This is a genomic window from Arenibacter troitsensis (genome assembly GCF_900177645.1).
In the GTDB taxonomy this organism is placed as follows: domain Bacteria; phylum Bacteroidota; class Bacteroidia; order Flavobacteriales; family Flavobacteriaceae; genus Arenibacter; species Arenibacter troitsensis.
The window spans coordinates 229,055-242,489 of sequence record NZ_FXAO01000004.1 but is presented as its reverse complement, the minus strand read 5'-3'; the positions used below and the strand labels follow the sequence as shown (position 1 = coordinate 242,489).

Genomic DNA, 13,435 nt, shown 5'->3' with positions numbered 1-13,435 from the left:
TAAAACCCAATGCTGTAATGAACAAGGAGTGGTATAAAATTAAGAACTTAGGGGATATAATTTCCCCGGCACTTATGGTTTATCCGGATCGGATAGAAAAAAACATAAGCACCATGATAGCCATGGCCGGTGGTACCCAAAACCTAAGGCCACATATAAAAACACATAAAACCGCAGAGATTGTTCAACTACAGTTAAATAGAGGTATCCAAAAATTTAAGTGTGCTACCATTGCCGAGGCCGAACTCTTGGGAAATTGCGGTGCAGCGGATATACTACTTGCCTTACAACCTGTGGGCCCCAATATAAACCGATTCTTTAGATTGATTGCGGAATTCCCCAATAGTATATTTTCTACAATTGTTGATGACGCCCAAATTGTTGAAAAAATTGCTAAAACTGCCAAGGAAAAAGGCATTCGTGTGCCACTTTGGTTGGATATAAATAGTGGGATGAATAGATCCGGTATTCTGCCCAATGCCAAGGCTGCGGAGTTGTATAAAAAAATTTATGAAGACCCTAATTTGAAGGCTGCAGGATTGCACGTATACGACGGACATATTCGTGATAAAGACCTGTTTGAAAGAGAGCAAAAATGCAATGAAGAATTTGAAGTGGTTTTGGATTTGAAAAAATCCTTGGAGAATCAGGGTTTTCTTATTCCCACCATTGTGGCCGGTGGTTCGCCAACTTTTCCCATTCATTTAAAGCGCGAAGGGGTGGAAACTAGCCCGGGAACAACACTTTTATGGGATGCTGGTTATGCTACCTCCTATAAGGATATGGAATTTTTACCTGCCGCTGTTTTATTGACCAGGGTAATCAGTAAGCCAAACTCAAATTTGGTATGTTTCGATTTGGGACATAAACACCTGGCTTCAGAGATGAATTTTCCAAGGGTACTGTTGCTGGAAGGCGAAGTTTGTTCCCAAATAGGGCAGAGTGAAGAGCATTTGATGGTGCAATGCCCCAATGATGAAATGTTTACAGTGGGGGACGTGGCCTATGCCATTCCGGTACATATTTGCCCAACTGTTGCCAAATATAAGGAAGTCCTAACAGTAGTTGATGGCTGCTTAAGCGGTGCGTGGCAGGTAGCCGCAAGAAACCTTAAAATAAAAATATAAACTTCTCCTTTAAAAGGATCAATAATTATTGGTTGGGCCTTCAGTTGGGATAAATTTAAAAATATGTTTGTATTTGATGCCCATTTGGATCTAGCTATGAATGCCATGGAATGGAACAGGGACCTAACAAGGACTGTGGCCAATATTAGGGAAAGTGAAAAGGGCATGACCGATAAACCCGATAGGGCCAATAATACGGTGTCTTTTAATGCTATGCGCAATGGGAATATAGGATTGTGTGTAGCTACCCAAATAGCAAGATATGTAAAGAAGGACAACCCCTTGCCCGGATGGAACTCTCCTTACCAGGCCTGGGCACAGACTCAGGGACAGTTGGCTTGGTATAGGGCTATGGAAGATATTGGGGAAATGGTCCAAATTAGGAATACGGAACAATTAAATGCACATTTGAAGCTATGGGAAAATGGTTTGGATAAAAATCCAATTGGTTATATCCTTAGTTTGGAAGGGGCAGATTCCATAATAACCCTAAAGCATTTGGAGCGTTCCTATGAACAAGGACTTAGGGCCATTGGGCCAGCGCATTATGGGCCTGGCACTTATGCACATGGTACGGATTCGGTAGGGGGCATTGGCCATAAAGGTAGGGAACTATTAAAAGAGATAGAGCGGTTAAACTTAATTCTTGATGTTACCCATTTATGTGATGTAAGTTTTTGGGAAACCATGAAGGTATACCAAGGTCCGGTCTGGGCAAGCCACAACAATTGTCGAAAATTTGTGGATCACAACAGGCAGTTTTCTGACGAACAATTAATGGAACTTATTGGTAGGGAAGGAGTTATAGGGATAGCCTTGGACGCATGGATGATGGTCCCCAATTGGGTTAGGGGAATTTCAACCCCAAAAGGAATGGATGTAACCTTGACCCAGATGATCAACAACATAGACCATGTTTGCCAGTTGGCCGGAAATTCCTTGCACGTTGGTATAGGGACCGATCTGGATGGAGGCTTTGGTAAAGAGCAATGTCCAGCCGACCTAAATACGATTGCAGACCTTCAGAAGATACCTGGCCTACTATTGGGAAAAGGTTATTCGGAAACGGATGTTGAAAATATAATGAGTAAAAATTTTATTCGGTTTCTAAGAAAGGTATGGGGTAACTGATTGGTTTATTAGTGAAACTCAATTTTGAGAAGTCAGTAAGACGCACTGAAAATTGAAAGGTGAACTAATCCCGCCTTTTTCGGCGGGATCTAGGTTCAATACCTCAACCTTTGGGTCGATTCCTATTATTGGGTTCAGGACTTGCCCTGAGGTTTAATACCTTTTATTTGCCTAATTTAATATCTCTTTTCCCGAACTACATTGGCTTGATATTCACCAGGGGATACATTTTTCTTTCTCTTGAATACCCGGTTAAAATAGGACCTGCTTTCAAATCCACATTCCATAAAAACTTCTTTTATGGTGCGTTTCGGATCCTGCAAAAGGCTTACGGCCAATTTAATTCGTTCATTATTAATAAATTCTACAGGAGAAATACCAAGTTCATTTTTAAAGACCCTGTAAAAGTGGGATTCGCTCATATGGGCCTTTTTGCTCAATGTTTCTATGCTTAGTGGCTGATATATGTTTTCCCTAATAAAGGAGACTATATACCCTAACCTACTGCTGTTATTGATCTCCAGCGTTTTTTCAGTATATATTTTTCGCTCATTGCTCTGTAAGATCCGCACGATCAATTCGCTTAACATATTGTCCACAAAAAGGTCCTTGGAAGGATGGTTTTCTGTGAAAAGAAAGAGTAATCGCTGTAAAATCTGATAGAGACCAATATCATTGGTGAAATGAAAATTATAATCCATTAAAGCCCATTCCTTGCCATCCAATTTGGGCATGGTTTCATTCATTACCTGCAACATCTGCTTTATTTTATCTTCAGAAATGGCCATGGCTAGGCAACGGGTAGGGTTGCTGGCCTTTGCTTCGGGGAAATCGATACACATTATTTCTTTGGATGGCAGTATGAGCGACTCACCGGGTAAGAAGTTAAATGACTCATGGTCCCTAAGGTGCATAATTTTCTTGCCACTTAGCATACTTGCCAGGACGGGTTGGTCAAACTGGAGCATTATCTGTTCTGCCTGTTGATGGGTTTCAAAAACGTGCATGGCAGCATTGTTCAACGTATAGGTAGTTTGATTCTCTACCAAAGTTTCCAATCTCCTATTATTAAAGTAAGCGTTGGACAGCTGCATTCCGGACATATTTAAATTGTCATTTATTATAATTCAACTAGGATATTTTGATAAAAATACAAAATTTATCACCTCAAATTAAGATATAAACAATTATTGATAGGATAGTTCATGTTATTGATAGGATGGGTCAGAATTTTAACAAAAACGCTTCATACATTTGAAAACAAGCCACTTACACTTGTGATATGGCTCAGCCAATAGCGATTGGCAAAATGAAATTTAATATTAATTAAAAATATACGATCATGGGAGATGTAAAGACCACAACACAGAATAGGGTTGAAAGACCAGTATTTAAAAGTCAGTATGAAAACTTTATTGGGGGAAAATGGGTGTCGCCCACCAGAGGGGAGTATTTTGACAATATTTCACCTGTGGACGGCAATAGTTTTACCAAAATAGCACGTTCTACCGCAGAAGATATTGAGCTGGCGTTGGATGCCGCATGGGCAGCAGCACCGGAATGGAACAATTCCTCAGCGACTTCCAGGAGCAATTTACTGTTAAAGATAGCGGATATCATGGAGCAAAACCTGGAGGTCCTGGCACGCGCCGAAACTTGGGATAATGGGAAGCCCATCAGGGAAACCATGGCAGCCGATCTGCCATTGGCCATAGACCATTTTCGTTATTTTGCTGGAGTTATAAGGGCCGAGGAAGGCACTGCAAGTGAACTAGATGCCAATACCGTTTCGTTAAATATTCCAGAGCCGTTAGGGGTAGTTGGGCAAATTATTCCTTGGAATTTTCCACTGCTAATGGCAGCTTGGAAGGTGGCACCTGCACTGGCTGCTGGAAACTGTGTAGTTTTAAAACCAGCGGAACAAACGCCAGTAGGCATTCTTGTACTAATGGAACTTATAGAAAATGTATTGCCCGCAGGAGTCCTTAACGTGGTGAACGGATTTGGTATTGAGGCAGGCAAACCTTTGGCTTCCAACCCAAGGATTAATAAGATTGCATTTACAGGTGAGACTACTACAGGGCAGTTGATTATGCAGTATGCCTCCAAAAACATAATCCCTGTTACTTTGGAACTGGGGGGCAAATCGCCCAATGTATTTTTTGAAAGTATTATGGAGGCGGATGATGAATTCTTCGACAAATGTTTGGAGGGAGCCGCAATGTTTGCCTTCAATCAGGGCGAAGTTTGTACCTCTCCATCTCGTATTTTGGTACAGGAAAGTATTTATGAGAAATTTATTGAGCGGGTCGTAGCCCGTACCAATAAAATAAAGTTGGGACATCCGCTGGATCCTGAAACCATGATGGGTGCCCAGGCTTCCAATGATCAATATGAAAAAATCCTGAACTATATCAAAATAGGGAAAGAGGAAGGCTGTGAAGTGCTTACGGGTGGTAGTGCCGCCTATAATGAAGGTTTGGAAGGGGGCTACTATATTCAGCCTACCATTTTAAAAGGAAACAATAAAATGAGGGTCTTTCAGGAAGAGATCTTTGGTCCTGTTGTATGCCTAACAACCTTTAAGGATGAGGCAGAGGCCATTGAGATAGCCAATGACACTTTATATGGACTGGGAGCCGGAGTATGGACAAGGGACACCCACCAGGCTTATAAGGTAGCAAGGGCCATTAAAGCCGGTCGCGTATGGGTAAATAGCTATCATACCTATCCGGCACATGCTCCATTTGGTGGGTACAAAAAGTCCGGAATTGGTAGGGAAACCCATAAAATGATGTTGAACCACTATAGGCAAACTAAAAATATGCTTATTTCCTACGACAAAAAAGCTCTGGGATTCTTTTAAGAATTAAAGCAATATAATATGGTCAAGAGGGTATTGATTTCCGAAAATGCACGGCAGGTATTGGAACAGCTAAAGTCCCAACATGGGGAGCTCATGTTCCATCAGTCTGGTGGTTGTTGTGATGGGTCTTCGCCTATGTGTTTTCCAAAAGGGGAATTAATGCTTAATGAAACCGATGTGTATCTGGGAGATATTGCAAATTGTCCCTTCTACATGTCAAAGGATCAATTTGAATATTGGAAACATACCCAATTGACCATAGATGTCACCAAAGGCCGGGGCTCCAGTTTTTCCTTGGAAATACCACTGGGATTGCGCTTTGTTATTAAGTCCCGTTTATTTACAGAGGACGAACTTCTTCAAATGGGTCCCGTAGATACAGTCAAGAATTAGGGGATTTCCCCCTGGATTATCAATGCCGGTTTAAGCTCGCCCTTAAACCGGTTTTTTGTTATCATGCGAATTTAACACCATTTTAGCCACACATGGCAAGGTATTTGATATTTTTGCAACTGATAGGTACCTTAAATGGCCATATGAGAATAGTATTTTTATTTTTCGTTCTATTTCTATTTTCGCAGTTGGGTATGTCCCAAACAGACCTCCCTACCACCAATCCTCTAAAAATAGAGGGGGACAGAGGAATCAACGAAAACCCAAATCAGGGTACTGCTTTAAAAATGCCGTCCATAATTACCTTGAAACCTACTACCAACCTTAGGGATTCCCTTACCGCCAGAAATGTGAAGATGCTTCCGGACAGGGAATTGGTGCAGGCAGGCTATGGTTTAAAAATAGACCCAAAAGTTGGTGAAAAGGAAAAAGAGGGCTCTTCTACGTTTTTTGGGAATATGTATTTGGGCGATATTAAAAGCAATGGGAAATTTGTAGGTATTGTTTGCCGAGACCATGAATATGTAGATGGGGACAGGGTTAGAATATTGCTAAACGATAAGGTGGTGGAACCCAATATTTTTTTAACAGGTTCCTTTAAGGGAATTAACTTAGATTTGCAGAAGGGCTTTAATAGAATTGATTTTGAGGCTCTTAACCAAGGTACGTCAGGTCCCAATACGGCCCAAGTAAATGTTTATGATGATGAAGGTAAATTGATACATTCCAATATGTGGAATCTATCTACAGGGTCCAAGGCCACCATAATTATTATAAAGGAATAACTCAATAAGTAACATAAACACGGACCAAAATGAAAGGATATTACTATCTATTGATTATAAACCTATTGCTTATCCTAATCCCTTATTCTTTAAAATTGCTTCGAAATTCTAGAAGAAATAAGTAATTCACAAGCGCTATTGCGACAAGTTTACCAAATTTTAATTATTAAGGTAACAGCGGTGGTTTAGTTAGTTTTATATTTGATCTTTTTTTAATAGGAGTAAACCTCTTAACCCTTTCTTTCGTACATTATATGAAACACTTTTGATGCGGTTATCATTGTTATTTGTCATTGGCATTGTTTTCTTTGGATGTTCCCAAGAAAGGGAGTTGTCCTCTATGGAACCTTCCGTGGACAATATTTTGGAAACAGGGCCTACTACGAACATTACCAATGAATCGGCCGGACCACATTTAAATGAATCGGGGACCTATAATTATTTGGCCTTGGGGGATAGTTATACCATTGGTGCAAGCGTTACCAGTGCAGAAAGCTTTCCAAACCAATTAAAGGATAGATTGGAGCAGGCATTAAAAGTAACTGTCAATACCGAAATTATTGCCGTTACAGGATGGCGCACAGATAATTTATTGGATGCCATCAACAGAGGAACCTTGTTGCCTAGCTATGACTTGGTAACCCTTTTGATAGGGGTCAATAACCAATACCAAGGTAAAAGATTTAGTATATATACCAAGGAGTTTCCCCTACTTCTGCAACGGGCTATTGACTTGGCTTACGGCAACCCTAAAAATGTTGTTGTTATTTCCATTCCAGATTATGCCTATACCCCTTTTGCGGCTGGTAGAAATACCGATAAAATTTCCCAAGAAATTGATGAATACAATGCCTTTGCAAAGGCTACAGCTTTGCAGAACGGAGTTCCTTTTGTATATATTACGGACATAACACGACATGGATTGACCAATCCTGATTTAGTAGCAGGGGATGGCCTTCATCCTTCAGGGGAGGCCTATAAGCGATTTGTAGATGAATTATACCCCGTAGTACTTCCTATTTTTGATTAGGACTATTCCATTAAATTAAATTTGCGATGAAGTCTTAGGAAATTTTCCCATTTTTAAGGATGGCTGTAGGCTATAATTAAGCAGTACCGAAGGAAGTTTGATGGTTTGCCTACCAATAACTTTACTTACTTTTATACCTTGTAAAACCCCTCGATCAAAATATAATTTCTAATGTCCGATAAAAAAGTTAGTATTCTTACCGCATTTAAAACAATAATTTGGCCACGGCGTAATTTGGTTTTTATAGGGCTGTTCCTGATCGTTATAAGCAATGCTGCAAATTTTGTGGGACCAATCTCCCTAAAATATTTTATGGACGATGTAATTCCAAACAAGGATATGACCATGCTCAAAATATTGGTCGGTTTGGTAATACTGTCCATTTTGGTAAGGGCCGTAACCTCCTTTTTGTTGACAAAAATTTTGAGTGTACAGGCACAATACCTTATTTCCGAGCTAAGGGCACAGGTACAGAAGAAAGTGCTCTCACTGCCCATCCGTTTTTTCGATAATGCAAAATCAGGGGCTTTGGTCTCACGCATAATGTCGGACGTGGAGGGGGTAAGAAACCTTATCGGTACAGGGTTGGTCCAATTGGTAGGAGGAAGTATAACGGCAATAGGTGCCTTGGTTTACATGTTGTGGATTAGTCCGTCTATGACCTTCTTTACCTTTATTCCTTTGGCCATTTTTGCCTTTATAGCCTTAAAGGCCTTTAAGATTATCAGGCCTATTTTTAGAAATAGGGGAAAAATAAATGCCGAGGTTACCGGGAGGCTAACAGAAACCCTGAGTGGAATTAGGGTCATTAAAGGTTTCAATGCAGAGGAACAGGAAACAAAGGTTTTTGAGAATGGAGTGGAGTTGTTGTTTCAAAATGTAAAAAAGAGCCTAACGGCAACGGCTTTTATGACCAGTTCATCCACTTTTCTTATAGGAATTGCCACTACAGGAATTATGGGGATTGGTGGGTATAAAATAATGTACGAAGGCTTGAGCCTTGGGGATTTCTTGTCCTTTACCTTTGTTTTGGGTATCATGATTGCACCTATTGTACAAATGAGCAATATAGGGAGTCAGCTTACAGAGGCACTTGCAGGACTGGACCGTACGGAAGAACTCATGAATATGACCCCGGAGGCCAATGAAGAGGAAAGAACAATTGTTCTGGAAAGCATCAAGGGAGATATAGCCTTTAATGATGTTTCTTTTGCCTATGAGGAGGATAAGGATGTATTGCACAATGTTAGTTTTGAAGTAAAGTCGGGCAATGTGGTAGCCCTAGTGGGTAGCTCCGGTTCAGGAAAATCTACCATAGCCGGTTTGGCGGCTACTTTTTTAAACCCGCTTTCCGGGACCATTACCGTAGATGGCCAGGATCTTTCCAAAGTTGATTTGAGCAGTTATCGTCGGAATTTAGGAGTTGTTCTGCAAGACGAATTTTTGTTTGAGGGTACCATTAGGGAAAATATAATGTTCCCCAGGCCCAATGCAACGGAGAATGAATTGATAAAAGCCGTTAAGGCCGCTTATGTGGATGAATTCACCGATAGGTTTGAAAAAGGGTTGGACACTCTAATTGGGGAACGCGGAGTGAAGCTTTCTGGCGGACAGCGGCAACGTATTGCTATAGCCAGAGCCGTTCTGGCCAATCCAAAAATTTTGATATTGGACGAAGCTACTTCCAATTTGGATACGGAAAGTGAGGCCCTGATTCAAAAAAGTTTGGCCACCCTAACCGCAGGAAGGACTACTTTTGTCATTGCCCACAGATTGAGTACCATAAGGAAAGCCAACCAGATTCTTGTAATAGAAGATGGTAGGATTGCGGAAAAGGGCACTCATGATGAACTAATAGCCAAAGAAGGACGATACTATAACCTATTTACCTATCAGGCGAGGATTTAATTTCTATATTAAATATTTGAAACCTGTGCTGATATTTTTGGGTATTTAAAGTTAACTGCCCACCGCGCTACAATACTTTTAATCATAGGCTGGGGCAAATATAGTGTACAATAATCTTGAAGATTTATGTAAACTATGATTATTAGCTCTCAGGGGCCAACTCCACTTCCAAGCCTTCCAAATCCTCAGTGATATGGATTTGGCAGCCTAGGCGGCTGTTATCCTTTACATGGAAGGCTTCGGCAAGCATGGCGTCCTCATCATCGGACATCTCGGGCAATTGGTGGTCGGACTCTATGTAGCATTGGCAAGAAGCGCACATGGCCATACCGCCACATATCCCAATGGTTCCTTCGGGGGCAAGTTCGTAGGAACGAACTATCTCCATAAGGTTCATATTCATATCCGTGGGTGCATCTACCTCGTGTATAACCCCATCCCTGTCCTTAATTTTTATTTTAACATCATCGCTCATGCCAGAAATATTCTTTTTTGCTAATAGCCAGCAAATTTAAGGGATTTACTTTAGGATTTGGTTGTTTTTTTTAATCAATGGACTTCACTACGGCTTTAGGGGCTTCCTTTTTACTTCCATCAAACCCGGATACACCGCCAACGGTGGTATATTTCATCACATATTTTTTGTCCGGGAAAATACGTTGATAGGCACTTTGGCACATCAGGGTTGCCTCGTGAAAACCGCAAAGGATCAATTTTAGTTTTCCGGGATAGGTATTTACGTCCCCAATGGCATAAATACCAGGAATATTGGTCTGGTAATCGAAAGTATCCACCTTTATGGCATTCTTTTCAATTTCCAATCCCCAATCCGCTATAGGCCCCAGCTTGGGCGATAACCCGAACAAGGGGATGAAATAATCTATATCCTTGGTGATTTCTTCGTCCTCATCGCCGGTTTTGTTGATCACCACGGCCTCTAATTTACCGGATCCCTTTAGGCCCACCACTTCGGCGGGGGTAATAAGGTTTATTTTTCCAAGATTTTTTAAGGATTGTACCTTCTCAACAGAATCCAAAGCACCTCTAAACTCATTTCTTCTGTGTACCAAGGTTACTTCCGAGGCAACATCGGCCAAAAAGATACTCCAGTCCAGGGCAGAATCGCCTCCGCCGGCAATCAGAACTTTTTTATTGCGATAAACTTCTGGATCCTTTATAAAATAGGCCACACCCTTGTCTTCATAATCCTTTATTTTGTCTATTAAGGGTTTTCTTGGTTCAAAACTGCCAAGGCCTCCAGCAATGGCCACGATTGGGGCATTGTGCTTGGTGCCCTTATTGGTGGTTACCAAAAAGGTGCCGTCTTCCAATTTTTCAATAGTATTTGCCCGCTCCCCTAAAGTAAATCCTGGTTGGAAGGCTTTTATCTGCTCCATAAGGTTATTGACCAGATCACCTGCCAGTACTTCTGGGAATCCCGGGATATCGTAAATAGGCTTTTTTGGATATATTTCGGAACATTGGCCACCTGCCTGTGGCAAGGCGTCTATTAGATGGCATTTCAGCTGCAACAGGCCTGCTTCAAAAACCGCAAAAAGACCGGTTGGGCCTGCACCTATAATCAGAATATCTGTTTTAATCATGGAAAAAAGAACTTAAAATAGCTACAAAACTATAAAAGGAATTAGGATTGGATTATGATAATAGTCAGGTTACTGAACCACATTTATGACCTCTTGAATTTGTGGGGCATATTTTTTTATGGTCATTTCCACGCCACTTTTCAGGGTCATTTGGTTTACCGAACAGCCTACACAGGCCCCTTCCAATTTTACCTTGACCGAATTATCATTGTCTATGGAAATTAGGGAAATATCCCCTCCATCACTTTGCAAAAAAGGACGGATTTCCTCCAATGCCTTTTCAACGTTGTTTTTAAGTTCAATAGATGTCATAATTACTTCTTTTTAACAGCCGAACAACCTGCCATTGTAGTTATTTTAATAGCCTCCGTTGGAGGTAAGCTTTTGTTTCTATCCACCACTTCCCGAACTACATTTTTAGTAAGTTCCTCAAAGGCGGTTTCAATTGCCGTTGCAGTTTGCAGTGCCGCCGGCCTTCCTACATCACCTGCCTCCCTAATGCTTTGTACCAAAGGTATCTCTCCCAAAAAAGGAACATTTAAATCTTCTGACAAATGCTTGGCACCTTCTTTTCCAAAAATATAATATTTGTTGTTGGGCAATTCTTCTGGTGTAAAATACGCCATATTTTCTACGATTCCCAGCACCGGTACATTAATGGAATCTTGTTGGAACATGGCCACACCTTTACGGGCATCTGCCAAGGCTACTTCCTGTGGCGTGCTTACTACCACTGCACCTGTAATTGGTAAGGATTGCATAATGCTTAAATGTATATCCCCCGTTCCAGGAGGAAGATCCAGCAACATAAAGTCCAACTCACCCCAATGGGCATCAAAAATCATTTGGTTGAGCGCTTTGGCAGCCATGGGACCCCTCCAGATTACCGCCTGATTGGGTTGGGTGAAAAAACCAATGGATAGGAGTTTTACGCCATAATTTTCTATGGGCTTCATTTTGGATTTTCCTTCAATATTTACTGCCAAGGGTTTTTCTTGGGCAACATCGAACATGATGGGCATGGAAGGACCATAAATGTCCGCATCCAATAGTCCCACCTTAAATCCCATTTTGGCTAAGGTGACGGCCAAATTTGCTGTGACCGTTGACTTTCCTACCCCTCCTTTTCCAGAAGCAACAGCAATAATATTTTTAATGCCTGGAATGGGTTTCCCTTTTATCTCATTGGTTTTGGGCTTGGCAGCGGGAGCATCAACTTTTACGTTCACGGTTATCTTGGCCTTGTTGTACACCTTGTCGTGTATCACCTTCAAAATCTCCACCTCGGTTTTCTTTCGTGCCTGTAAACTTGGGTTGGAAATGGTAATATCAACAACTACCTCGTCTCCAAAAACCATAATATTTTTAACCGCGCCACTTTCTACCATATTCTGTCCTTCTCCTGGGACAGTGATGTTTTCTAGGGCTTTAAGTATGTCTTTCTTGTCTAATTTCATCCTAAACCATTCTTATTCAGTCATTATTAAAACTGATTCTAAATTACAAAGATAGGGCTTAGGAGCGAGATTAGGAAGGAAGGTAATTGAAAAGTAAAATAAGGCGATAAGTATCCTCTATAAGGTGGGAATTATCCATAATTATTGGTAATTGTATTAGAGAAAATTACTGTAATTCCTTCCAAGGATCCCAAAAGAGATTTTCAAAATCCATGATTTGATTATCCACTACTTTTATTCCTTCATTTTCCAATAACTGCTGCATTAAATTGGTACCGTCAAAATGATGTTTTCCAGTTAATAACCCTTTTCGGTTAACCACCCTATGGGCGGGGATATCTCCAATTTTATGGGAGCCGTTCATGGCCCAGCCCACCATTCTCGCACTTCTGGCGGTTCCTAGATATTTGGCAATGGCACCATAAGAGGTAACCCGCCCATATGGTATTTGCCTGGCAACGGCATATACTTTTTCAAAGAAGTTTTCATTTTCGGGTTTCATCAGGTATAAAAAATACGAATTAAGGTAATAACCAATAACAGCATCATTAAGGCACTTAAGATATAATTGGAATTTTTTGAAAATCCATTGTTTTTGGTCTCCAATTTGGTGAAGTAGACCGTGTACAGATAGAGTACCGTAAACGTGCCAAAGCCGGCAGCGAGGATAAATGTAGCTATATCGCGGAATTGGAATTGTATCCATCCCGAAGCGTTCCACATGGCATTCAATCCACTGTAATAAGGGATGGTCAATAAATTTAGTCCGGCTAACAATATCCCTTTAAAGAAACTGTTTTTCTTGCTTACCTTGACAATTTTTGGTCGATTCAGCTTTTTTTTCTTGGCTTTTACAAAGAAGTAGATGGCAAAGAAAGCGAAGACAATAAGGGCAATTTTTAAGAGCAGATCTATAATTTCGGGGTTCTTGAATAGAAATTTGGAAATCAGCACTGAAATATAGGCCTGAATAATGATCATGGTAGATACCCCAAGACTAAAAATAATTCCGTTGGTCTTGCCCTTTTCCACACTTATCTTGGCGGCGTTCATATTCAATAGGCCCGGTGGTACCGTGGCCATAAAGGCCGCTGAAAAAGTAGCAAAAAAAAGGGTAAGCAAATGCTCCATGGT

The 13,435-nt window shown here is 41.0% G+C and carries 14 protein-coding genes; 7 read left to right on the top strand and 7 right to left on the bottom strand.

Annotation, left to right across the window (positions count from 1 at the left end; genetic code table 11):
- Positions 1-17: 17 nt before the first annotated feature.
- Positions 18-1,127, top strand: coding sequence for a D-TA family PLP-dependent enzyme (locus B9Y87_RS10630; protein WP_085498866.1), 1,110 nt, complete (start codon positions 18-20; stop codon positions 1,125-1,127).
- A 63-nt stretch (positions 1,128-1,190) separates the two neighbouring features.
- Positions 1,191-2,258, top strand: coding sequence for a dipeptidase (locus B9Y87_RS10625; RefSeq protein WP_085498864.1), 1,068 nt, complete (start codon positions 1,191-1,193; stop codon positions 2,256-2,258).
- Between the two features lie 176 nt (positions 2,259-2,434).
- Here the strand turns inward: B9Y87_RS10625 and B9Y87_RS10620 are convergent, their stop codons facing one another.
- On the bottom strand, positions 2,435-3,352 hold the full coding sequence (locus B9Y87_RS10620) for an AraC family transcriptional regulator (protein ID WP_085499242.1): 918 nt from the start codon (positions 3,350-3,352) through the stop codon (positions 2,435-2,437).
- Positions 3,353-3,600: 248 nt separating this feature from the next.
- Between B9Y87_RS10620 and B9Y87_RS10615 the strand changes: the two genes are divergently transcribed.
- The 5 genes from B9Y87_RS10615 to B9Y87_RS10595 all read left to right on the top strand — a co-directional run bounded on the left by B9Y87_RS10615 (position 3,601) and on the right by B9Y87_RS10595 (position 9,240).
- Positions 3,601-5,124, top strand: coding sequence for an aldehyde dehydrogenase family protein (locus B9Y87_RS10615; protein ID WP_085498863.1), 1,524 nt, complete (start codon positions 3,601-3,603; stop codon positions 5,122-5,124).
- Between the two features lie 18 nt (positions 5,125-5,142).
- On the top strand, positions 5,143-5,517 hold the full coding sequence (locus B9Y87_RS10610) for a DUF779 domain-containing protein (RefSeq protein WP_072860495.1): 375 nt from the start codon (positions 5,143-5,145) through the stop codon (positions 5,515-5,517).
- A 143-nt stretch (positions 5,518-5,660) separates the two neighbouring features.
- Complete coding sequence (locus B9Y87_RS10605) at positions 5,661-6,302, top strand: hypothetical protein (protein ID WP_085499241.1); 642 nt, start codon at positions 5,661-5,663, stop codon at positions 6,300-6,302.
- Between the two features lie 268 nt (positions 6,303-6,570).
- A complete protein-coding gene (locus tag B9Y87_RS10600) occupies positions 6,571-7,332 on the top strand; it encodes an SGNH/GDSL hydrolase family protein (protein ID WP_245808691.1) in 762 nt (253 codons plus the stop codon).
- A gap of 171 nt (positions 7,333-7,503) precedes the next feature.
- The gene (locus B9Y87_RS10595) at positions 7,504-9,240 is read left to right on the top strand and encodes an ABC transporter ATP-binding protein (protein WP_085498860.1); all 1,737 of its coding nucleotides are present in this window, start codon (positions 7,504-7,506) and stop codon (positions 9,238-9,240) included.
- 142 nt (positions 9,241-9,382) lie between these two features.
- On the opposite strand, the gene B9Y87_RS10590 is transcribed toward B9Y87_RS10595, so the two are convergent.
- The 6 genes from B9Y87_RS10590 to B9Y87_RS10565 form a co-directional block, all read right to left on the bottom strand.
- The gene (locus tag B9Y87_RS10590) at positions 9,383-9,715 is read right to left on the bottom strand and encodes a 2Fe-2S iron-sulfur cluster-binding family protein (RefSeq protein WP_085498858.1); all 333 of its coding nucleotides are present in this window, start codon (positions 9,713-9,715) and stop codon (positions 9,383-9,385) included.
- Positions 9,716-9,785: 70 nt separating this feature from the next.
- Positions 9,786-10,844: an NAD(P)/FAD-dependent oxidoreductase gene (locus B9Y87_RS10585; protein ID WP_085498856.1), complete on the bottom strand. Its 1,059-nt coding sequence runs from the start codon at positions 10,842-10,844 to the stop codon at positions 9,786-9,788.
- Between the two features lie 69 nt (positions 10,845-10,913).
- On the bottom strand, positions 10,914-11,156 hold the full coding sequence (locus B9Y87_RS10580; protein WP_072860500.1) for a NifU family protein: 243 nt from the start codon (positions 11,154-11,156) through the stop codon (positions 10,914-10,916).
- Positions 11,157-11,158: 2 nt separating this feature from the next.
- Entirely contained in the window at positions 11,159-12,301 is a 1,143-nt protein-coding gene (locus tag B9Y87_RS10575) for an Mrp/NBP35 family ATP-binding protein (protein WP_085498854.1), read from the bottom strand.
- Positions 12,302-12,467: 166 nt separating this feature from the next.
- On the bottom strand, positions 12,468-12,803 hold the full coding sequence (locus B9Y87_RS10570; protein ID WP_072860502.1) for an MGMT family protein: 336 nt from the start codon (positions 12,801-12,803) through the stop codon (positions 12,468-12,470).
- Entirely contained in the window at positions 12,803-13,432 is a 630-nt protein-coding gene (locus B9Y87_RS10565; protein ID WP_085498852.1) for a LysE family transporter, read from the bottom strand. Before B9Y87_RS10565 ends, B9Y87_RS10570 begins: the two co-directional genes overlap by 1 nt.
- Between the last annotated feature and the right edge of the window lie 3 nt (positions 13,433-13,435).

What these genes read in the sequence shown, in the direction of transcription:
- B9Y87_RS10630 (WP_085498866.1), top strand. Translation starts at nt 18, where the DNA reads ATGAACAAGGAGTGGTATAAAATTAAGAACTTAGGGGATATAATTTCC.
- B9Y87_RS10625 (WP_085498864.1), top strand. Translation starts at nt 1,191, where the DNA reads ATGTTTGTATTTGATGCCCATTTGGATCTAGCTATGAATGCCATGGAA.
- B9Y87_RS10620 (WP_085499242.1), bottom strand. Translation starts at nt 3,352, where the DNA reads ATGCAGCTGTCCAACGCTTACTTTAATAATAGGAGATTGGAAACTTTG.
- B9Y87_RS10615 (WP_085498863.1), top strand. Translation starts at nt 3,601, where the DNA reads ATGGGAGATGTAAAGACCACAACACAGAATAGGGTTGAAAGACCAGTA.
- B9Y87_RS10610 (WP_072860495.1), top strand. Translation starts at nt 5,143, where the DNA reads ATGGTCAAGAGGGTATTGATTTCCGAAAATGCACGGCAGGTATTGGAA.
- B9Y87_RS10605 (WP_085499241.1), top strand. Translation starts at nt 5,661, where the DNA reads ATGAGAATAGTATTTTTATTTTTCGTTCTATTTCTATTTTCGCAGTTG.
- B9Y87_RS10600 (WP_245808691.1), top strand. Translation starts at nt 6,571, where the DNA reads ATGCGGTTATCATTGTTATTTGTCATTGGCATTGTTTTCTTTGGATGT.
- B9Y87_RS10595 (WP_085498860.1), top strand. Translation starts at nt 7,504, where the DNA reads ATGTCCGATAAAAAAGTTAGTATTCTTACCGCATTTAAAACAATAATT.
- B9Y87_RS10590 (WP_085498858.1), bottom strand. Translation starts at nt 9,715, where the DNA reads ATGAGCGATGATGTTAAAATAAAAATTAAGGACAGGGATGGGGTTATA.
- B9Y87_RS10585 (WP_085498856.1), bottom strand. Translation starts at nt 10,844, where the DNA reads ATGATTAAAACAGATATTCTGATTATAGGTGCAGGCCCAACCGGTCTT.
- B9Y87_RS10580 (WP_072860500.1), bottom strand. Translation starts at nt 11,156, where the DNA reads ATGACATCTATTGAACTTAAAAACAACGTTGAAAAGGCATTGGAGGAA.
- B9Y87_RS10575 (WP_085498854.1), bottom strand. Translation starts at nt 12,301, where the DNA reads ATGAAATTAGACAAGAAAGACATACTTAAAGCCCTAGAAAACATCACT.
- B9Y87_RS10570 (WP_072860502.1), bottom strand. Translation starts at nt 12,803, where the DNA reads ATGAAACCCGAAAATGAAAACTTCTTTGAAAAAGTATATGCCGTTGCC.
- B9Y87_RS10565 (WP_085498852.1), bottom strand. Translation starts at nt 13,432, where the DNA reads ATGGAGCATTTGCTTACCCTTTTTTTTGCTACTTTTTCAGCGGCCTTT.